Source organism: Rhizobium sp. ZK1 (assembly GCF_047782645.1).
GTDB lineage: Bacteria > Pseudomonadota > Alphaproteobacteria > Rhizobiales > Rhizobiaceae > Rhizobium.
The window spans coordinates 1,938,752-1,958,058 of record NZ_CP180587.1; the positions used below are offsets into that span (position 1 = coordinate 1,938,752).

21 protein-coding genes and 2 pseudogenes are annotated in these 19,307 nt (G+C 62.2%); 18 read left to right on the forward strand and 5 right to left on the reverse strand.

What is annotated here, in order from left to right:
• Positions 1–49 precede the first annotated feature (49 nt).
• From ACK9YZ_RS31530 to ACK9YZ_RS31545, 4 genes and pseudogenes are all read left to right on the forward strand, one after another.
• Entirely contained in the window at positions 50–991 is a 942-nt protein-coding gene (locus ACK9YZ_RS31530) for a HEPN domain-containing protein (RefSeq protein WP_416067408.1), read from the forward strand.
• Between the two features lie 71 nt (positions 992–1,062).
• A pseudogene (locus ACK9YZ_RS31535) lies at positions 1,063–1,367 on the forward strand (integrase); the annotation flags it as partial.
• A 111-nt stretch (positions 1,368–1,478) separates the two neighbouring features.
• Positions 1,479–1,736 (forward strand): type II toxin-antitoxin system VapB family antitoxin, encoded by a 258-nt coding sequence (locus ACK9YZ_RS31540; RefSeq protein WP_416067409.1) that lies wholly within the window; start codon positions 1,479–1,481, stop codon positions 1,734–1,736.
• Positions 1,736–2,118: pseudogene (locus ACK9YZ_RS31545) on the forward strand (type II toxin-antitoxin system VapC family toxin). Before ACK9YZ_RS31540 ends, ACK9YZ_RS31545 begins: the two are co-directional and overlap by 1 nt.
• Before the next feature lie 121 nt (positions 2,119–2,239).
• On the opposite strand, the gene ACK9YZ_RS31550 reads toward ACK9YZ_RS31545, so the two are convergent.
• From ACK9YZ_RS31550 to repA, 3 genes are all read right to left on the reverse strand, one after another.
• Entirely contained in the window at positions 2,240–3,370 is a 1,131-nt protein-coding gene (locus ACK9YZ_RS31550) for an RHE_PE00001 family protein (protein WP_416067410.1), read from the reverse strand.
• Positions 3,371–3,632: 262 nt separating this feature from the next.
• Positions 3,633–4,631, reverse strand: coding sequence for a plasmid partitioning protein RepB (gene repB / locus ACK9YZ_RS31555; protein WP_416067411.1), 999 nt, complete (start codon positions 4,629–4,631; stop codon positions 3,633–3,635).
• A complete protein-coding gene (gene repA / locus ACK9YZ_RS31560) occupies positions 4,628–5,824 on the reverse strand; it encodes a plasmid partitioning protein RepA (RefSeq protein WP_216759874.1) in 1,197 nt (398 codons plus the stop codon). Before repA ends, repB begins: the two co-directional genes overlap by 4 nt.
• Before the next feature lie 202 nt (positions 5,825–6,026).
• Between repA and cobF the strand changes: the two genes are divergently transcribed.
• From cobF to ACK9YZ_RS31585, 5 genes are all read left to right on the forward strand, one after another.
• Positions 6,027–6,791 (forward strand): precorrin-6A synthase (deacetylating), encoded by a 765-nt coding sequence (gene cobF / locus ACK9YZ_RS31565; protein WP_416067412.1) that lies wholly within the window; start codon positions 6,027–6,029, stop codon positions 6,789–6,791.
• 87 nt (positions 6,792–6,878) lie between these two features.
• Positions 6,879–8,240 carry a precorrin-3B synthase gene (gene cobG, locus ACK9YZ_RS31570; RefSeq protein ID WP_416067413.1) on the forward strand — a complete coding sequence of 454 codons (1,362 nt, stop codon included), beginning with the start codon at positions 6,879–6,881 and terminating at the stop codon, positions 8,238–8,240.
• A 2-nt stretch (positions 8,241–8,242) separates the two neighbouring features.
• Positions 8,243–8,875: a precorrin-8X methylmutase gene (locus ACK9YZ_RS31575; RefSeq protein WP_416067414.1), complete on the forward strand. Its 633-nt coding sequence runs from the start codon at positions 8,243–8,245 to the stop codon at positions 8,873–8,875.
• On the forward strand, positions 8,872–9,597 hold the full coding sequence (locus tag ACK9YZ_RS31580; RefSeq protein ID WP_216759878.1) for a precorrin-2 C(20)-methyltransferase: 726 nt from the start codon (positions 8,872–8,874) through the stop codon (positions 9,595–9,597). The genes ACK9YZ_RS31575 and ACK9YZ_RS31580 overlap by 4 nt, the downstream gene beginning before the upstream one ends.
• Positions 9,594–10,358 (forward strand): precorrin-3B C(17)-methyltransferase, encoded by a 765-nt coding sequence (locus ACK9YZ_RS31585; protein ID WP_416067415.1) that lies wholly within the window; start codon positions 9,594–9,596, stop codon positions 10,356–10,358. Before ACK9YZ_RS31580 ends, ACK9YZ_RS31585 begins: the two co-directional genes overlap by 4 nt.
• Here ACK9YZ_RS31585 and ACK9YZ_RS31590 read toward each other — a convergent pair.
• Positions 10,322–11,092: a cobalt-precorrin-6A reductase gene (locus ACK9YZ_RS31590; RefSeq protein ID WP_416067416.1), complete on the reverse strand. Its 771-nt coding sequence runs from the start codon at positions 11,090–11,092 to the stop codon at positions 10,322–10,324. The genes ACK9YZ_RS31585 and ACK9YZ_RS31590 overlap by 37 nt on opposite strands.
• Here ACK9YZ_RS31590 and cbiE point away from each other — a divergent pair.
• Genes cbiE through ACK9YZ_RS31605 form a run of 3 tightly spaced genes read left to right on the forward strand, consistent with a single transcriptional unit; the run spans position 11,091 to position 13,250 of the window.
• Positions 11,091–12,320, forward strand: a complete 1,230-nt coding sequence (gene cbiE, locus ACK9YZ_RS31595; protein WP_416067417.1) for a precorrin-6y C5,15-methyltransferase (decarboxylating) subunit CbiE — start codon at positions 11,091–11,093, stop codon at positions 12,318–12,320. The genes ACK9YZ_RS31590 and cbiE overlap by 2 nt on opposite strands.
• A gap of 4 nt (positions 12,321–12,324) precedes the next feature.
• Positions 12,325–13,083, forward strand: coding sequence for a precorrin-4 C(11)-methyltransferase (gene cobM, locus ACK9YZ_RS31600; RefSeq protein ID WP_216759882.1), 759 nt, complete (start codon positions 12,325–12,327; stop codon positions 13,081–13,083).
• A 29-nt stretch (positions 13,084–13,112) separates the two neighbouring features.
• Positions 13,113–13,250 carry a hypothetical protein gene (locus tag ACK9YZ_RS31605; RefSeq protein WP_416067418.1) on the forward strand — a complete coding sequence of 46 codons (138 nt, stop codon included), beginning with the start codon at positions 13,113–13,115 and terminating at the stop codon, positions 13,248–13,250.
• 52 nt (positions 13,251–13,302) lie between these two features.
• On the opposite strand, the gene ACK9YZ_RS31610 is transcribed toward ACK9YZ_RS31605, so the two are convergent.
• Positions 13,303–13,548, reverse strand: coding sequence for a type II toxin-antitoxin system ParD family antitoxin (locus ACK9YZ_RS31610; RefSeq protein ID WP_416067419.1), 246 nt, complete (start codon positions 13,546–13,548; stop codon positions 13,303–13,305).
• A gap of 154 nt (positions 13,549–13,702) precedes the next feature.
• Here ACK9YZ_RS31610 and ACK9YZ_RS31615 point away from each other — a divergent pair, with 154 nt between their 5' ends.
• From ACK9YZ_RS31615 to ACK9YZ_RS31640, 6 genes are all read left to right on the forward strand, one after another.
• Positions 13,703–14,599, forward strand: coding sequence for an NUDIX hydrolase (locus ACK9YZ_RS31615; protein ID WP_216759884.1), 897 nt, complete (start codon positions 13,703–13,705; stop codon positions 14,597–14,599).
• 71 nt (positions 14,600–14,670) lie between these two features.
• Positions 14,671–15,642 (forward strand): quinolinate synthase NadA, encoded by a 972-nt coding sequence (nadA, locus tag ACK9YZ_RS31620; RefSeq protein ID WP_416067420.1) that lies wholly within the window; start codon positions 14,671–14,673, stop codon positions 15,640–15,642.
• Positions 15,639–17,183: an L-aspartate oxidase gene (locus ACK9YZ_RS31625; RefSeq protein WP_416067421.1), complete on the forward strand. Its 1,545-nt coding sequence runs from the start codon at positions 15,639–15,641 to the stop codon at positions 17,181–17,183. Before nadA ends, ACK9YZ_RS31625 begins: the two co-directional genes overlap by 4 nt.
• 1 nt (position 17,184) lies before the next feature.
• The gene (nadC, locus tag ACK9YZ_RS31630; protein WP_416067422.1) at positions 17,185–18,084 is read left to right on the forward strand and encodes a carboxylating nicotinate-nucleotide diphosphorylase; all 900 of its coding nucleotides are present in this window, start codon (positions 17,185–17,187) and stop codon (positions 18,082–18,084) included.
• A 169-nt stretch (positions 18,085–18,253) separates the two neighbouring features.
• Positions 18,254–19,066 carry an aldo/keto reductase gene (locus tag ACK9YZ_RS31635; protein ID WP_416067423.1) on the forward strand — a complete coding sequence of 271 codons (813 nt, stop codon included), beginning with the start codon at positions 18,254–18,256 and terminating at the stop codon, positions 19,064–19,066.
• Entirely contained in the window at positions 19,057–19,206 is a 150-nt protein-coding gene (locus ACK9YZ_RS31640) for a hypothetical protein (protein ID WP_416067424.1), read from the forward strand. The genes ACK9YZ_RS31635 and ACK9YZ_RS31640 overlap by 10 nt, the downstream gene beginning before the upstream one ends.
• Positions 19,207–19,307: the final 101 nt, after the last annotated feature.

A 19,307-nucleotide genomic window follows, 5' to 3' on the forward strand; every position in this document is an offset into this window, starting at 1 on the left:
GGTAATCCCGTAAAGATTACAGATGCGCAACGATTGGTGAGCCGCTAGGATGGAGACGAATCCCACCGAAGGCTTTGATGCGGCTTTGACACTGACCGATACTCTCGACCATCTGCCAGCTAACAAAAGGCGTGAACTCGCGCGCGTTTTGGAAGTCATTTTTTCCGAAGTCGAGCAATTCCGCGCCACCAAACTGTCGGCGAGACGTGCCGGCAGCCAGATCCTGAAGGTCATCCCCTATGGTTCTTATGCCCGCGGCGACTGGGTGGAGGATCGCTCAAGCGGCTACCGCTCCGATTACGACATTCTGATCGTCGTCAATTCCGAGGCCTTCGCGCAAGAGCAGGAACTGTGGCTCGGCCTGGATGAGAGGCTCCTCCGAGACCAGATCGCCCATCGGATCGAAACGCCGGTCATCCCGATCGTCCACAGTTTGCATGATGTCAACGACCAGTTGTCGCGCGGCCGGCCCTTTTTCGTCGATATCGCAAGAGACGGCAAGGTCCTCTATGAGGAGGAAGGCCATCCACTGGCCGAGCCGAAGCCTCTCACTAGGGAACAGGCGAAAGCCGAGGCGCAGCAGTATTTTGATCAGTGGTTTCAAAGTGCATTGCATCGCTTCGATCTCGCACGAACCGGCGTTGAGCGCGGATACAACAACGACGCTGCCTTTGATCTTCATCAGACCACTGAACGGCTTTATCATTGCTTCCTGCTGACACTCACGCTCTACAGCCCGAAATCACATCGCATCAAAGTCTTACGTTCGAAGGCCGAGGAGATCGACAAGCGGCTGATCGCAGCTTGGCCGCGAGACAACCGGCTCGCCCGCCGGCACTTCGAGCTCCTGTCGCGCGCCTATGTCGAGGCGCGATATTCGCCGAATTACGAGATCAGTTCACAGGATCTCGCATGGCTGGTCGAGCGGGTGAAGGTTCTTCAGCAAACGGTTGAGTCAGTATGCAGAGAGAAGTTGGAGGGCGCCGGTTAGTAGGAAGAAGCTATCGCGGCGGCCGAGGCGATCACGCCAGCGAAACGTGGAAAGCCTATGCTTCCGCGGCGATCGAGCAGCGGCTTTCAGCGCTGACCTAGAGCTATTATCAGCGCGGCACGCCGCTCGACCGCAAGGATCGCGATTTCGCCACCGTGTTCACCGGCATCCGCAACACCCACGCCGCCCCTAACCGATTGAGGAAGCGGTTCTGCCCGAACACCTGCTTGCCATGCTGGAGACACTTCCTCGAGGCACGCTGCCGGGCCTGCGCGACCGGGAGATGCTGGTGATCGGCTTTGCGCGGGCTGCACGTTCCGAGATCGTCGGGCTCGACTTCGACCGTGACCAGACGCAGGACAGTCGCGGCTGGGTTGCCCATGTCGCCGTTAAGAACGTCCGATAACGTTGCATTATCCGACGTTATTTGATGCGGTCGTACGCTTAAGGTAGAAACCGTCCAAAAGGTAGAACAATGGGGTCTGTCGTGTCTCTCAACATCAAGAACCCGGCCACCGTCGCCCTTGCCGATGAACTTGCCCGCCGCCAGGGCATCAGCAAGACCGCAGCCATTCATCAGGCCCTCACCGAACGCCTGCATCGCCTGGGATATAGCGATATGGCGCAGGAGCGTCTGCTTGGCGACTTGCGGGCCATCCGCGAACGTGTGGCGCGATTGCCAGAGCTCCACAATCGCAGCGACGAAGACATCGTCGGCTATGACGAGAACGGCATTCCGAACTGATGGTGATCGACACCTCCGCCATAGTCGCAATCCTGCGCAACGAGCCAGAGGCATTGCGGCTGGAACGCAACCTAGTTGCCGATCCGCCTGGTCCCCGCCACCTGTGTGCTGGAGGCGCGGATGATGCTTGTCAGCCGGCGTGGTGAGCATGCGCTGGCTGAGATCGACCTCTGGCTGAGGAAAACCGAAGCGGAGATTATTCCGGTCGATGGCGATCTCGTGGATCTGGCGACGCAAGCCAGGCTGAGCTACGGCAAAGGCCAGCACCCGGCAGGTTTGATTTTTTACCGATTGTTTCTCCTACGCGCTGGCAAAACGCGCCGATGTAGCCCTGCTGTTCATCGGCAACGACTTTTCCCAGACCGATGCAGAGGCGGCGTGATGACCCGCGACACGGATCTCGATCACGGTCGCACGGATCGCATCCCCTCCCCCCCACCTCACCGTCGGCATCCAATCTGCCGGCGCACCTACAAGAGCTCCCCGAGCGCGCCAGCGCTGGATCAGATTATGCCCCAAGCCCGGTAGCGGCCACGGCCGGTGAATTCGCGGATGCCGATCTCGTTGATCAAGTTCAGCGCGCCGCGCTGCGTGACGCCAAGCTCACGGGCAACCATAGCGGCCGACACCATTGGGCGCGACAGGACGAAATCGGCAAGCTGCGGCAGGCTGCTGTTCGACCGGCGACCGCGAAAGCGCAACTCCATCTGCGTGCGCGCGAGCGACAGGCGATCGATCTCCTTGAGGCCGGCGGCGGCACTCTCCCGCATCGCACCGAGAAAGGCCTGCAGACGTGTCAGCCGATCACGCGAGCGCCGGCGCTCATGGCGGATCTGCTTCAGCCCAATATGAAAAGAAAAAAGATGCGAGGCGACCTTGCCTCTGGCACGCAGGTTGCTGGCGATCAGCAGGCCGCCGAGCCAATGCTGGCGGCGCAACGGTTCGATCCGCTCCCAGGCGTCGAAAAGAATCGCAGCCGCCAGACTGGGCGGCAGCACATCGGCAAACGGGATCAGACCGCGCCATTCCTGCAGCCGTTCCTCCTCGTTCCATTCGTCATCGTCGAACAGGCCGAGCGGATCGTCATCCCGCTTCGAGGGTGCAGCCTCCGCCGGCTCCTCCTCGACAGTCTTGCCCGCATGCCGGTCGAGAAGCCTCTGCGAACGGGCGAGCAAAGCGTCGAGCTCGGCGATTTCGGCGGCGAGCGGTGCTTCGTCATCCTCATCATCAGCTTCGCTCTCGGAAGGCGCAAAGGCTCCCGCCTCCGGCACGCTCTCCTCCCCTTCCAACGTGCTGGCGGTCAGCACGCCGAGACCTGTCGGGCTGAGCGCCCAACCAGGATCGGCCGTCTCGATCCGCCGCCGTGTGCGCAGGACGGAATGGGCGATCGTCAGCTCGTGGCTCGGCGCGCGGCTGTCCATATGGGCGTCATGCAGGACGAGATCTTCGACATGCACGAGCTCGCCCGCCACCCACAGTGCGCCGGCCGCGTCGAAGAAATGACTGCGCTCGGCAAAGCCTTGCCCTACCGGTGAACGCGCCGCCCGCTCATCGAGGCGCGCCAGAGCATCCTCGGCCGCGGCGATGGCCGGAAGCAGCGTCTGGAGCGTTGCGGCATCAATATCATAATGCATTGTTAGGCTTAATGGATTCTCACAAAGGGAAGCGAAACCCGCATTACCTTCCGTCAGTTATCGCATGACGGAGACATACAAACAACGTCACGACGGGCAAGCTCAAGGTTTTCACCCGGTTTTCCGATGGATCATTGGCCGGTATCGATTGAACGGCACAGGCGGACGAAGCAATCGCTCGCCTGTCGGGTGAAGCCGAGCCATCCACCAAGGCACTTCCTCGCGATCCGGTTCGGCTCCGATTAACCGTGGGCCTTGCAGTTTATTTTACAGCGCTCGGCTTCCCGGCTCTGTAAGCCTCGTAAAGCTCATCGAGGCGGCCTGAGAGATAGGCGCCAAAATCCGGCGCATCGCCGGTCTTCAGCGCGATCGTGAAGGACGTACCGGTGCTTTTGATACGACCGGCGATCTTGCCGCCGTTCGCAGGCTTCCAGTCGTATTCCGTGCTCTCGGGCTTCGCCTCTTCCTTCTTGGAAAGCTCGGCAATAATCAGTTCGAAACGGCGATCACTCTCCACAGCATTGAACGTGGAGGATGCAACCAGCTTGGTCAGGCGCGAGACGGCGGCATCGGTCCAATCCTGGGCAAGCGCCATCCATCGCCTGCGGCCGATGCCGGGAGCAGCACCGACGGCCTGGATGATATCGGCAGGAATAGTTTTCGCCACGGAGATAAGCTTCGACAGTTCCGTTTTGTCGGTCGAGAGTGCCTTCATGATGACGGGACGGTCGAACTTCTTCAGTTCGAGATTGAGCGCAAAGACGGCCCGCTCGATATAGGACAGATTGCGCCGCGCCGAGTTTTCAATGCCCTGGGCAATGACGAGATCGGTATCGTCGAGCTTGCGGATGACCGCTTGCACCTTGCGGCCGAGCAGCTTCACGGCCTGAAGGCGGCGATGGCCATAGGCCACCTGATAGCGTCCATCATGATGCGGATTGCGCCGCACAAGGATCGGCACTTCCTGACCGTTTTCGGCAATAGACTGGACGAGCTCGTCGTCCATATCGAGCGGCTCGTCGCCGAGGCGATCGCGAATGAAGGAGGAATCGATCAGATCAGGATCGAGTTCGACAACATGTTCGCCTGAAAGCAGGGCTTCTTTCATCGCCCTGCTCTCCTCCTCCATACGGCCGAGCGTCAGCGCCATGGTACGGACCGGACCGGCGGCTCCGCGCACGGATGTCTCCTCGAAGTTGGCCGCGGCCAACTCCTGCGCCGTATCAGTGAACAATCCCTTCAGTCGATCTCGTCGGCTCATATGCGACCCCATGCTTTATGGATGCTGGTTAGAATTTCGCCATTGGCGGCGTTAACCGATTCCAGTGCCCGGTCATAAGTGGAGCGGCGAACCTGCCCCTTTTCGATTTCATAGAGGGTCTGCTTGGTCAGACCTGCATCGGCGATTGCCGTCGACTTCAGGATCGTCGCCGTCAAGACATCATCGCCGAAGAGACTGCGCAACAGTGCCACGATCTGCGATTGCGGTCCGTCGAAAGGCTCATGGCGGGTAACGACATATTTGATGAAATCATGCTGCAAGTCACCGCCGGCCTTGCGCACGACCGATAGAAGGTCCGATGTCATCAGCAAGAATTGCGACATGGAGGCGACATCGACCATCTGCGGATGAACGGTGATCAACAATGACGTGGCGGCGCAGACGGCGCCAAGCGTGAGGTAGCCGAGTTGCGGCGGGCAATCGATGACGACAATATCATAATCCCCTTCGACTTCCGCAATTGCATTGCCGACACGCCGGAAGAACAGCTCTTCCGGCTTCTGGCGCTCATTCAGCGCACGCGGCGTTTCATGCTCGAACTCCATCAGCTCGAGATTGCCGGGGACCAGATCGAGACCATCGAAGTAGGTCTTGCGGATGATATCCTTCAGCGGACGCCGCTGCGCATCGTAGCGAATGGCACCGTAAAGCGTGTCACCATCTCCGAGGTCGAATTCCGGCTGAACGCCGAGCAGGGAGGAAAGCGAGGCCTGCGGATCGAGATCGATCGCCAGAACACGGTAACCTTCCAGCGCCAGATGCTGCGCCAGATAAAGCGTGGTCGTGGTCTTCGCCGAACCGCCCTTGAAATTGGTAATGGCGATCGTCTGCAGCTTCTCGCCATCCCGCCGCCAGGGCAGGTAGGAGAGCATATCCTTCGGCTTGATCTTCGCCATATGCTGGCGCAGCTCGTTGATCTGGCCAAGCGTGTAAGAGCGGCGGCCATTCTGCGAAACATCGGGCTGCGGACCTTTGCCGTCAAGCGAAAGCTGGCGAAGATAGCCGTCGGAGACACCGATCATCTGCGCGGCTTCACCTGATGTGAATGTCCGGAGCGTCTTTTGCGAAAGCGGCGGAAAGAGCCTTTCCCGCAGCAGCTTCAGCTGGCGCGAGAGCTGCGTGGCGTGCCTTTCGATGCGAACGTCCGTGGTCGATACGCTAATGTTGTCCAAAACACTTGCCCCTTCTTAAAGCGCTTTTCCGTCAACATTGCGTCAAAAAGCGTATCGAAGATGACATGATTCGGATGTAGCGACAATAAACGGTTCGCTAACCACACAGATTGAAAGTTGGCCGCGGCCAACTCTTCGGTCCACCCTTGCGAAAGACCTGCTTTAGCGGCACAACCCGCAGGAAATCGCGAGGGCGGGAAACATGCGGCACATCCATATCATCGGTATCGGTACGGGTAATCCCGAGCATCTGACCGTGCAGGCGATCAACGCCATGAACGCAGCAGACGTCGTGTTCATCCCGACCAAAGGGGCCGCGAAGGCGGATCTCGCCGAGCTCCGCCGGGAAATCTGCGAGCGATACCTGACCCGCCAAAGCGTCCGCATCGTCGAATTCGAGGTGCCGAAGCGGGCGGTCCAGGACCGAACTTATGTCCAGAGCGTCGACGACTGGCATGCGGCGATCGCCCGTATCTACGAGGGTCTGATCGGCGATCTGCCGGATACCGGAGCCGGTGCTTTCCTCGTCTGGGGCGACCCGAGCCTCTATGACAGCACGATCCGCATCATCGAACGGGTGCGTCATGCCGGTACCTGCGCCTTCGACTATGATGTCGTTCCCGGCATCACGAGCATCCAGGCGCTGGCGGCCAGCCATCGCATTCCTGTCAATCTCGTCGGCAAGCCGGTCGAAATCACCACCGGGCGGCGGCTGCTGGAGGAAGGGCTGACGCATGAGAGCACTGTCATCATGCTCGACGGCGAACAGGCTTTTTCCAGGATCGAAGATCCCGACGCCGAGATCTTCTGGGGCGCTTACCTCGGCACGAAGGATGAAATCATTCGCTCGGGCCGGCTTGGCGATATCGCCGACGACATCATCCAGCTCCGTGCCGACGAGCGCAAACGCCATGGCTGGATCATGGACATCTATCTGCTTCGCAAGGGACGGGATTTCGACGACTGAATGTCCCCTTCACTGCCCCTTCACCGGACCGATCTCGCTTTGCTGCATCCGGCGCGATCATGTAAGACATGGCCAAAGGATGGATGAATGCGTAGCGTTACCGGCAAGATTTTGGAAGCAGAGAGGCCCGATATAACGAGCATGCAGCGCGGCGCCTGCCCGGCGCTTGCAGCGCCCATGCAGACCGGTGACGGCCTGCTCGTGCGCCTGAGGCCGGCCGGTGGCGCACTCACCATCTCCCAGTTTCGGGCGCTGGCTTCGGAAGCCGTGCGCCATGGGAACGGCATTCTGGAAATCACCGCCCGCGGCAATCTACAGATCCGCGGCCTTCGTGCCGGGTCCGTCGAAGCGCTGGCGGCGGATATCGACGCCGCCGGTATCACCGTGCCTGATGGCGTCGCGATCGAGATTTCACCGCTGCATGGCGTCGATGCCGATGAGATCGCCGATGCTGCGGAGATGGAGGCGGCGCTGCGCAACAGGCTCTCCGCGTTTCTCAGCTGTCCGCGCCTTGCGCCGAAACTTTCGATCCTGATCGATGGCGGCGGGCAATTTTCGCTTTCCACTCTCGTTGCCGATATCCGCATCGTCGCACAACATGCAGGTCAGTGGCTGGTCTCAATAGCTGGCGATGGACAGGACGCGACGCCGCTGGCCCTCGGCAGTGCGGATGCAGCCATCAACGCGGTCGGCGATCTGCTTCAGATCCTGATTGCACACGGCAGGCAGACACGCGCCCGCGACATCGACACAGCAACATTGCGCCCCCAATTTCCGCAGATCGACAGCATCCGATCTACCTGTCCGGCGCCTCAGAAATCCTCCTTCGTCGGCGTCACGAGGCTTCGGGATGGCAGCGCGGTACTCGGCGTGCGGCTGAGGTTCGGCCAGGCCAAGGCGGCCGATCTGATCTCTTTCCTGACTTCCACCGAGAGTGCTGGCGGGACGGAAATCCGGTTGGCGCCTGATCGTGGCTTCTTCCTGATCGGCATCGGCGAGACAGAAATGCCCGCTATGCAACAAGCGGCCATCGATCATGGGTTCAGCGTCATGGCGCACGAGCCGGCCGAACAGATTGCCGCCTGCGTGGGGGCAGGGGCCTGTGTCTCGGCCTTCTACGATACGAGGGCTCTGGCTGGCCAGCTGATCGATCGCGTTCCCGATCTCTTCGATGGCTCGCTGAAGCTTCATCTCTCCGGTTGTGCGAAAGGTTGTGCGCACCGACGCGCAGATCTCGCGATCGTCGGTTCGGCTGAAGGTTACGGTTTTGTCCTCGATGGGCTTGCGGCCGACAGGCCGGCTGCAAGGATTGCTGGCGGACGGATCGATTTCGCTATAGAGAGGCTCGCCCGGCTGATCGAAGCCAAGAAAGGTGCCGGCGAGTCGAGTGCCGAAAGCTTGAAAAGGCTTGGGGCCATCGGCCTCACCGAGGCGCTACAACAGGAATAAAAATGCCAGACTACGACTATATCCGCAGCGGAGACGCGATCTATGAGCGCTCTTTCGCGATCATTCGCAGCGAAGCCGACCTCTCGCGTTTTTCGCCCGAAGAGGCCGATGTCGCCGTCCGCATGATCCATGCCTGCGGCCTGGTGGAGGCGGCACAGAATTTCGTCTTCTCACCCGGCTTCGTCCATGCCGCACGGATCGCCCTGCAGGACGGTGCGCCGATCTTCTGCGATGCGGAAATGGTAGCGCATGGCGTGACGCGCGCGCGCCTGCCGGCGAAGAACGAAGTGATCTGCACGCTGCACGATCCACGCACCCACGAACTCGCCCACGCGACCGGCAATACCCGCTCGGCTGCCGCCATCCAACTCTGGCTCGACCGGCTCGCCGGCAGCGTCGTTGCCATCGGCAATGCGCCGACGGCCCTCTTCCATCTTCTCGAACTCTTGCGGGATGGTGCGCCGAAACCGGCAGCGATTATCGGCATGCCGGTCGGCTTCGTCGGTGCTGCCGAATCCAAGGATGCGCTTGCGGAGAATTCCTACGGCGTTCCCTTTGCCATCGTACGCGGCCGTCTTGGCGGCAGCGCGATGACGGCGGCCGCCATTAATGCACTGGCGAGGCCAGGCCTATGAGCGGCCATCTGATCGGCGTCGGCACCGGACCCGGCGACCCGGAACTGCTGACCCTCAAGGCGGTGCGCGCCATCGAGAGCGCCGATGTCATTGCCTATTTCGCCAAAGAGGGCAGGGGCGGCAACGGCAGGGCGATCGTCGAACATCTGCTGAAGCCGGGCGTCGAGCTGCTGCCGCTCTACTATCCGGTTACGACCGAGCTCGACAAAAGCGATCCACTCTATCAGAGCCGCACCACCGGCTTCTACAATGACTCCGCCGACGCGCTCGCCCGCCATCTCGATGCCGGCCGCACGGTGGCAGTGCTCAGCGAAGGCGATCCACTCTTCTATGGCTCCTACATGCACCTGCATGTGCGGCTGTCGCAGCGTTATCCGACCGAGGTCATCCCCGGCATCAGCGCCATGTCCGGCTGCTGGTCGCTGGCTGGCATGCCGATCGTGCAGGGCGACGACGTGCTTTCGGTGCTGCCGGGAACGATGACCGAACAGGAATTGACCCGCAGGCTCACGGACACCGAGGCTGCCGTCATCATGAAGGTCGGTCGCAACCTGCCGAAGATCCGCCGCGCGTTGCGGGCGGCCGGACGTCTCGGCGACGCTCTCTATGTCGAACGCGGCACGATGGCCAATGCCGCTATGGTGAAGCTCGCCGAACGCGACGAGGGCGAAGCGCCGTACTTCTCGCTCGTGCTGGTTCCCGGCTGGGAGGCCAGCCGATGAGCGGCCGGCTCTTCGTGATCGGCACCGGTCCCGGCAATCCCGGGCAGATGACGCCGGAAGCACAGGCAGCCGTGGAAACAGCAACCGACTTCTTCGGCTATGGCCCCTATCTCGACCGCCTGATGCTGCGCGCCGGCCAGACACGGCATGTCTCCGACAACCGCGAGGAGCTGGACAGGGCGGAGGCTGCGCTGACGATGGCAGCCGGCGGCGCCGATGTTTGTGTCGTCTCGGGCGGCGACCCCGGTGTCTTTGCCATGGCCGCTGCCGTCTGCGAGGCGATCGACAGGGGACCGGCGCAATGGCGCGGTGTCGATCTCGTTATCCTGCCCGGCATCACCGCCATGCTGGCGGTGGCCGCCCGTGTCGGGGCGCCGCTCGGTCACGATTTCTGCGCCATATCGCTCTCGGACAATCTGAAGCCCTGGACCGTTATCGAGAACCGCCTGGAGCTTGCGGCCCGCGCGGGCTTCGTCATCGCCCTCTATAATCCGATCAGCAAGGCGAGGCCCTGGCAGCTCGGCAAGGCTTTCGAGCTTCTGCGCCAGCACTTGCCGGCAACGACGCCTGTCATCTTCGGTCGGGCGGCCGGACGGCCTGATGAGCGGATCACCGTTCAGCCGCTTGATAGAGCTGACGCCGATCTCGCCGATATGGCGACCTGTGTCATCATCGGTTCCCCCGAGACGCGGGTGATTGCCCGCGAGGGGCAAGCGGACCTCATCTATACGCCACGCTTCATGGCCGGAGACAGGAGATGATCGATCGCTTCGAGCGCCGCTTCGACCGTTCCGACCGACGTAATGGCGGCAGCGGGCGCGCGGGCGATCACGACAAGCTTGATGCCGAGCAGGCGGGCGGCCTCGATCTTGGCATAAGCGGCAGAACCGCCGCTGTTCTTGGCGATGACAGCGTCGATGCGATATTTCCGCATGAGCTTTATCTCGCCTTCGAGCGTGAAGGGGCCGCGGTCGAGTACGTATTCGACGTCAGGCAGAGCGAGAGGCGGATCGACGGGATCGACACTGCGCACGAGGTAGAAATGCTGAGGGGCGACCTCCGCGTGGTGCGCACCTTGTCGGCCTGTCGCCAAAAGGACGCGCCGAGGAGCCGGGCCGAGCGTGGCGACGGCAGCAGGAATGTCCGCCACGACATGCCAGTGATCGCCGGCTTCAGGAACCCACTCCGGGCGGACGAGCGCGATGGCGGCAATGCCGGTGCGTTCCACTGCCGCCGCGGCATTGGCCGAAATGCGCTCGGCGAAGGGATGGGTGGCGTCGATCAGCAGATTGTAGCCTCCCGCCACCAGGAATTCGGCAAGGCCTTCCGCGCCGCCGAAGCCGCCGATGCGGACGGGGACGGGCTGTTCGGCTGGAGCCTGCGTGCGGCCGGCCAGCGACAGCAGGATGTCGAGATCGTTTCGGCCGGCAAGCTCTGCGGCAAGCCTGCGCGCCTCGCCCGTGCCGCCAAGGATCAGAATGCGGGTCTTGTCCATGTCTGATATGTCTCCCAACGACCCGCGCTGGCTCACTCTTATCGGCATCGGCGAGGATGGTCCAGAAGGCCTTGGTGATGAAGCCAAGCGACTGATCGTAGCCGCGCCTGCCGTCTTCGGTGGCGTGCGCCATCACGACCTTGCTGATGCGCTGATTTCAGGTGAACGGTTCACCTGGCAGAGCCCGTTCGAAAAATCGGTCGAAGCGATCCTGGCGCGGCGTGGCACGCCTGTTGTCGTGCTCGCCTCGGGCGATCCCTTCCTCTACGGCGTCGGCGCGACGCTCGCGCGTCATGTCGCAGCAGAAGAGATCTATACCATTCCGGCACCATCCGCCTTCAGCCTTGCCGCCTCGCGCCTCGGCTGGCCGCTGCAGGAGACGGCGTGTGTTTCGCTGCACGGACGGCCGTATGATCTTGTCCGCCCGCATCTCCATGCGAACAGGCGCATTCTGACGCTGACGTCGGACGAGAAAGGACCACAGATACTTGCCGAACTGCTTGCCGCCAATGGCTTTGCCGGCACACGGCTGACGGTTCTGGAGGCGCTCGGCGGCAAGCGGGAAAGGATCAGGAGTACCACGGCAGGCAATTTCGACCTTGCCGATATCGACCCCTTGAATGTCTGTGCGCTCGATGTGATCGCGGCGCCGGGGGCTCGTATCCTGCCTTATGTCTGCGGCCTCGACGACGATCTTTTCGAGCATGACGGACAGATTACCAAACGGGAGATCCGTGCCGTCACGCTGTCGGCGCTGGCGCCGCGGCATGGCGAACTCCTCTGGGATATCGGCGCCGGCTCGGGATCTGTTGGTATCGAGTGGATGCTTGCCGATCCGTCACTGAGGACGATCGCCATCGAACAATCGCCGGAGCGCGCCGCCCGTATTGCTCGAAATGCCGCAACCTTCGGTGTGCCGCAGCTTGCCCTCGTCGAGGGCGTCGCACCCGCGGTAACGGCCGGCCTGCCGGCACCGGACGCGATCTTCATCGGCGGTGGCGGCAGCGAGACCGGTGTCATGAATGCGGCAATCGCCGCCCTGAAACCGGCGGGGCGGCTCGTCGCCAATGGCGTGACGCTCGAGATGGAGGCGGTCCTCCTGGCAGAACATGCTGCCCGCGGCGGCTCGCTGACGAAGATCGAAATCGCCCGCGCCGCACCTGTCGGCGGCATGAGTGGCTGGCGGCCGGCCATGCCGGTAACGCAATGGCGCTGGATCAAGGAATAGGAAAATGACGGTTCATTTCATCGGCGCCGGACCGGGGGCTGCAGATCTCATCACGGTGCGCGGACGCGACCTGATCGGCAAATGCCCGGTCTGCCTCTATGCCGGCTCAATCGTCTCGCCCGAACTCCTGCAATATTGCCCAGCCAGCGCGCGCATCATCGATACAGCGCCGATGTCGCTCGACGAGATCGAGGCCGAATATCTGCGGGCGGCTGCGGCCGGCGAAGATGTGGCACGACTGCATTCCGGCGATCTATCCGTCTGGAGCGCGGTTGCCGAGCAGGTCCGCCGGTTGGAAAAGCATGGCATCGGCTACACGATGACGCCGGGCGTTCCGGCTTTTGCGGCCGCCGCCTCCGCACTCGGCCGCGAGCTGACGATCCCGACCGTGGCGCAGAGCCTCGTGCTGACACGCGTATCTGGCCGGGCCTCGCCGATGCCGAATGAAGAAACGCTCTCGAAATTCGGCGCGACAGGCGCGACCCTTGCGATCCACCTCGCCATCCATGCGCTAGCACAGGTAGTCGCGGAGCTGACACCGCTTTACGGTGCCGATTGCCCCGTTGCCATCGTGGTGAAAGCCACCTGGCCGGACGAGCGTATCTTGCGCGGCACGCTCGCCGATATCGAAGGCAAGGTGGCAGCCGAACCGATCGAGCGCACGGCAATCATCTTCGTCGGCCGCTCGCTTGCATCGGAAGATTTTCGCGAAAGCTCGCTTTACAATCCCGCCTACCAGCGCCGCTTCCGCGGCCGCGAATAGTCGCTCAGACCTTCGCCGCAAAATAGTCCATGCTTGCCTTCAACGCGGCGCCTGGATTCTTCAGCGCATGGACTTCGTCCGGCGCCTCTTCGGAAAAGCGCCATCCCGTCGGCATCGACGAGGCCGAACTGAACAATCTTCTGCATCGGCCGGAAGCGGAGAGGTGAGAGCCTGCGGGTCGCCGTCCGGCAACGGCGGCCTTGGAAAGGATGTGGCCTTTCATTTCCTCCGGGTCCGGCGGTTCCGGTCGAGGAATGCATCGAATTCGAAATCTTCGGCTTGGCCGCTATCGATACCGGTGCCGATCGCGTCGCGTAGCGCCTTCACCTTGGCCTCGTGCTCTTCCAGAAGCCGCAGGCCGGCACGGATGACCTCGCTCGCCGAGCCGTAGCGGCCTTCAATAACCTGCCGTTCGACAAAGCCCGCAAAATGATCACCCAAAGCAATGGATGTGTTTTTGGACATAAGAACCTCCTTGTTACTACCAATATGTACCAAAATTTGGTAGTCCTCAATTCAGAGCGAGCCTCTTTGCTGGGGAGGGTGCGGGCCTGTGATTGGCATCGGTGCCGCGCTGTGTCAGAGAATAGATCCATCAGGAACAGATTCTCAGGCGCCGGTGACGATAGGCTTTGCCCATGCGGAATTGATCGCGGTTCTCGTCGCTGTGACGGGCGACGAGCCGCGCGTCATGACGATCCGCAATGGCGATGCGCTGCCGTCAGGCCCTTTTGAAATGGGCCATCGCACGCTGCAATCGGGCTTGCGCGAATGGATCCAGGAACAGACCGCTCATCCCGTCGGTTTCCTCGAGCAGCTTTACACTTTCGCCGACCGCGACCGGAACAACGATATCCAGGGCGGTCGCACCATCTCGATCAGCTATCTCGGCCTCGTCAACGAACAGTCGGGCGCCGGACGGCCGGGCTGGCATGGCTGGTATGAATATTTCCCCTGGGAAGACCATCGCGACGGGCGTCCCGCCATTATGGACGAACTCATTGCGCGGCTGCGCCTCTGGGCCGATGTCGATCCGACTAGGCGCGAATACCGTCATCGCCGCTCCGATTTCACCTTCGGGCTCGATGGCGGCGGCTGGAACGAGGATCTGACGTTGCAGCGCTACGAGCTGCTCTACGAGGCAGGCCTCGTTGCCGAAGCGGGTTGCGACAAGGCCGCCAACCTCGGCCGGCCGATGTTTGCCGATCACCGGCGGATTCTCGCAACCGGTATCGCCAGGCTGAGGGCCAAGATCAAATACCGCCCTGTCGTTTTCGAACTCATGCCCGAAAGCTTCACCCTGCTGCAGCTGCAGCGGGCGGTCGAAGCGCTCGCGGGCCTGACGCTGCACAAGCAGAACTTCCGCCGCCTGATCGAGCAGCAGGAACTGGTGGAGGAAACCGGCGAGGCGACGAGCGAAACCGGCGGTCGGCCGGCCAAGCTTTTCCGCTTCCGCCAGACCATCCTCGAAGAGCGCGCGCTCGCCGGAACGAAATTACCGCTCTCCCGCAATTGACATATGCTCATCATGAGAATATCTGTTTGCGCATGATATGCTCAAATCGAGCATAATTGATGGAGCCGGCCATGAACCACCTCGTTTCCGCGTCTTCCCTCTATGACCGCGTCAGCCGCGTCATTCCCAAAGCCGAATGGATGACGTTTCAGGACGATGTCGACGCGATCCTCGAGCTGAAGCGCAAGCGCAACGCCGTCATTCTCGCGCATAACTACCAGACGCCGGAAATCTTCCATGGCGTCGCCGATATTGTCGGCGACAGTCTGGCGCTTGCGAGAAAGGCAATCGAGGTCGATGCCGATGTGATCGTGCTCGCCGGCGTGCATTTCATGGCCGAGACGGCAAAGCTGCTGAATCCGAAAAAGACGGTGCTGATCCCCGATATGGGCGCCGGCTGTTCGCTGGCCGATTCGATCACGCCCGAAGATGTCGCACTGCTGCGCCAGGCCCATCCGGGCGTACCCATCATCACCTATGTCAACACATCGGCCGCCGTCAAAGCCGCCTCGGATATCTGCTGCACCTCGGGCAATGCCAGGAAGGTGGTCGAATCCCTTGGCGTGCCCCGGGTGCTGATGATCCCGGACGAATATCTTGCCCAGAATGTCGCCAAGGAAACCGATGTCGAAATCATCGCCTGGCACGGTCACTGCGAGGTGCATGAGCTTTTTAGCGCTGATGATGTGCGCCAACTGCGCGAAAACCACCCAGGCGTCATGGTGCTTGCCCATCCCGAATGCCCACCTGAGGTCGTCGCCGAAGCCGATTTTGCCGGCTCGACGGCCGTCATGTCCGATTATGTCGGGCAGAAGAAGCCGGCTCGCGTCGTGTTGCTCACCGAATGCTCGATGAGCGACAATGTCGCCGTCCATCATCCCGATGTCGAATTCATCCGCCCCTGCAATCTCTGCCCGCACATGAAGCGCATCACGCTCTCCAATATCCGCACGGCACTTGAGGAAAACCGCCATGAGGTGACGGTCGATCCCGCGGTTGCAGCAGCTGCCCGGCGCGCTGTCGAAAGGATGCTGGCGATATGAGCGAGATTGCTGACCAACGGACCGGCCGCACCGTCATCGTCGGCAGCGGTCTTGCGGGATTGATGACGGCGCTCACCCTGGCGCCTGAACCCGTTATCATCGTCACCCGCGCCGGCCTCGGCACGGAGACATCGAGCGCCTGGGCGCAAGGCGGCATCGCGGCCGCTTTGGGGGCTGATGACAGCGCCGCGCTGCATCTTGCCGATACGCTTGCAGCCGGCGACGGGCTTTGCGATCCTGCCATCGCTGCCGGGATCGTCGCCGAGGCGCCTGATGCCATTGCCGCGCTGGAACAGGCGGGCGTGCGCTTCGACCGAACCGCGGATGGCGCCTTGTCGCTGGGGCTGGAAGCAGCCCATATTCGCCGCCGCATCGTGCATGCGCAAGGCGATGGTTCCGGTGCGGAGATCGTTCGTGCGCTTGTCGCTGCCGTTATCGCGACACCCTCCGTCAGCGTGCTGGAAGGCCTGGAAGCCCGTCGTATCCTGAGCGATGAGGAGGGCGTCACCGGCCTCGTCTGCGCCGGCGAGAATGGTGCAATTCTCCTGGCGACGCGGCGGATCGTGCTTGCGACCGGCGGCATTGGCGGGCTCTATGAAGCGACCACCAATCCGACCGGAAATTTCGGCCAGGGCATCATGCTCGCGGCCCGCGCCGGCGCAGAACTCGCCGACATGGAATTCGTGCAGTTCCATCCGACCGCGCTCGATTCCCGCCGCCGGCCCCTGGCGCTCGTCAGTGAAGCCGTGCGCGGCGAAGGCGCCGTGCTCGTCAACGAGCGTGGCGAACGTTTCATGGCTGGCGTATCAGGCGCAGAACTTGCCCCGCGCGATGTGGTGGCACGTGCCATCAGCACTGAACTGGCGCGTGGCGGTCGGGTCTTCCTCGACGCCCGCGAGGTGCTTGGCGATCGTTTCGCCACCCGCTTCCCTGTCATTGACACGCTCTGCCGGGAAGCTGGCATCGATGCGAGCCGTCAGCTCATCCCCGTTCGTCCCGCGGTCCATTATCACATGGGCGGGGTCGCGACCAATGCTGCCGGCCGCAGCTCCGTTGCCGGGCTCTGGGTTGCCGGTGAGGCAGCCTCTACCGGCCTGCATGGCGCAAACCGGCTGGCGAGCAATTCGCTACTGGAAGCCGCTGTCATGGGCATACGTGCCGCGCGCGACATTCTCTCGATGCCGGCCGCAAAGCCGCCGGTGCCTGAGACCGGCATTGCGCTGCCGGCGGCGGCCGATCCTTCACTGGTCCGGCCGATCGTCTCACGCCATCTTGGCGTGCTGCGCAACGCAGGAGCGATCCATGGCGCCGTCGCAAGCCTGCTGCCGCTTGCCGAAGACGATGGGGTGGCCTCCGACCCCGCCGTCGTTGCGCTGCTGATTGCGGTTTTCGCCAGCCTTCGGGCGGAATCGCGCGGCGCCCATGCGCGCACCGATTTCCCGCTGAAGCGCGCCGAAGCCGCACGGCGAAAGATGACGCTCGCCGAGGCTCTGGAGATTGCCCGGGCCACCGCCTCCCATCCCCTTGCAAGGAGTGCCTGAGATGAACCTCGCTTCCCTTCCGCGCGTCATTGTCGAGCCGCTCGTGCGCGCCGCCCTTGCCGAGGATCTTGGCCTCGCCGGCGACATCACGTCCGCTGCCGTCATCCCCGAAGACCATCGCTCCACGGTCGTCATGGCCGCTCGCCAGCCGGGTGTCGTAGCCGGCCTTGATGCCGCCGAGCTTGCCTTCCAGCTCGTCGATCCCGCTATCGCAGTGAAGCGGCATCTGTCTGATGGCGCCGCCGTCCAACCGGGCAGCGTCATCGCCACCATCGAAGGTCCCTCGCGCGGGCTGTTGACGGGCGAACGCACGGCGCTGAATTTCCTCGGCCATCTCTCCGGCATCGCAACGGTGACGGCGGGCATCGTCCAGGCGATCCGTGACACCAGGGCCTCCGTCGTCTGCACCCGCAAGACGACGCCGGGTCTGAGGGCGCTGGAAAAATATGCCGTGCGCGCCGGCGGCGGCATGAACCATCGCTTTGCGCTCCATGACGCCGTGCTGATCAAGGACAATCACGTCGCCATTGCCGGCGGCGTTTCGCAAGCGATCCGCCGCGCGAAAGGCGGCATCGGCCATATGGTCAAGATCGAAGTGGAGGTCGATACGCTCGACCAGCTGCACGAAGCGATGGGTGAGGGGGTCGATGCCGTGCTCCTCGACAACATGACGCCCGATCAGCTCCGCCAGGCAGTCGACATCGTCGCCGGGCGGGCAATCACCGAGGCCTCGGGCCGCGTGACGCCGACAACGGCGCCAGCGATTGCCGCTTCCGGCGTCGACCTCATTTCCGTCGGCTGGCTGACGCATAGCGCCCCGGTGCTCGACATCGGCCTCGATTTCGTCGAAGCGGCCGCCGAAATCGCGACACCATTGCGCCGAGTTGCCCAAGCATTTTAGGAGCGCTCAGCTTTCCGGGATCTCAAACCACGAGGATGATCTGTAGCCGGCGGCGACCGGCTGCCATCAGGTCCGAGATCCCTCGGCGTTTTTCGCTGGACACAGCCCCGGGCTATTGCAAAGCTCCCTGAGCCCACTGGAGGAGTGAGGCGAATTGGAGGAAATCGATTTGCAAAAACATGATGTTATTCCGTTGATGGGATTTGGGACCTTCGGGCGCAACGGCAAGGACGGTATCGATGCTATCCTGTGCGCGCTCGAAACCGGCTATAGGCACCTCGATACTGCGCAGACCTACGATAGCGAATTCGAAGTCGGCGAAGCGCTGCGCCGTTCGGGCCTTGATCGAGACGAGGTCTTCCTGACGACGAAGATTTCGACCGATAATTTCGGTCCAGGGGCGCTCGTCCCGTCGCTAGAAAAGAGCCTTGAAGCGCTCAAGGTCAATCAGGTGGACCTGACCCTGATCCACTGGCCATCGCCCAACGGCCGCATTCCTCTCGAGGTCTACATCACCCAGATCGCCGAGGCGCAGGCCCGCGGCCTGACGAAGCAGATCGGCGTATCGAATTTCACGATCGCCCTTCTCGAAGAAACCGAAGCCCTTCTCGGCAAGGGCAGGATCGCCAATAACCAGTTCGAGCTCAACCCGATCCTTCAGAACAAGAAGCTCGCAAACTATTGCCGGGAAAAGGAAATTCTCATCACCTGCTATCTGCCGATCGCCCGTGGCCTCCTGTCCGGCGAACCGGTGCTGCGCGCAATCGGCGAACAATACGATGCCACACCGGAACAGGTGGCAATTGCCTTCGAACTTGCCAAGGGCTATTGCACTATCCCGACATCGGGCCGGCCTGAGCGTATCCGCTCGAACTTCAAGGCAAGCTCGATCAATCTGTCGCCTGACGAAGTCACCCGGATTGAGAAGATTGATCGCCACCACCGCGTCGTCGATCCTGACTGGGGGCCGAAGTGGGACTAGTTTTTGCGCCCGGATCGAGGCGTTCGCTTAGCGATTTCGGCCGTTGGCGGCGCAGCAAGAAGGGGCTCTACCTGTCGGTTGAGGAAGCGGCAGCACCGGCTGAATTCATGGCAGCAGCGCCGGTCCGCATGGCGGGATGATGCTCCGAAATAGAGCGGCGTGTCACGCCCATATGCAGTATTCGTGAAGCGTGTTGGTAGCCAGCATTGCCCGGAGCGTAAATATTCGATGAAAATCTTGC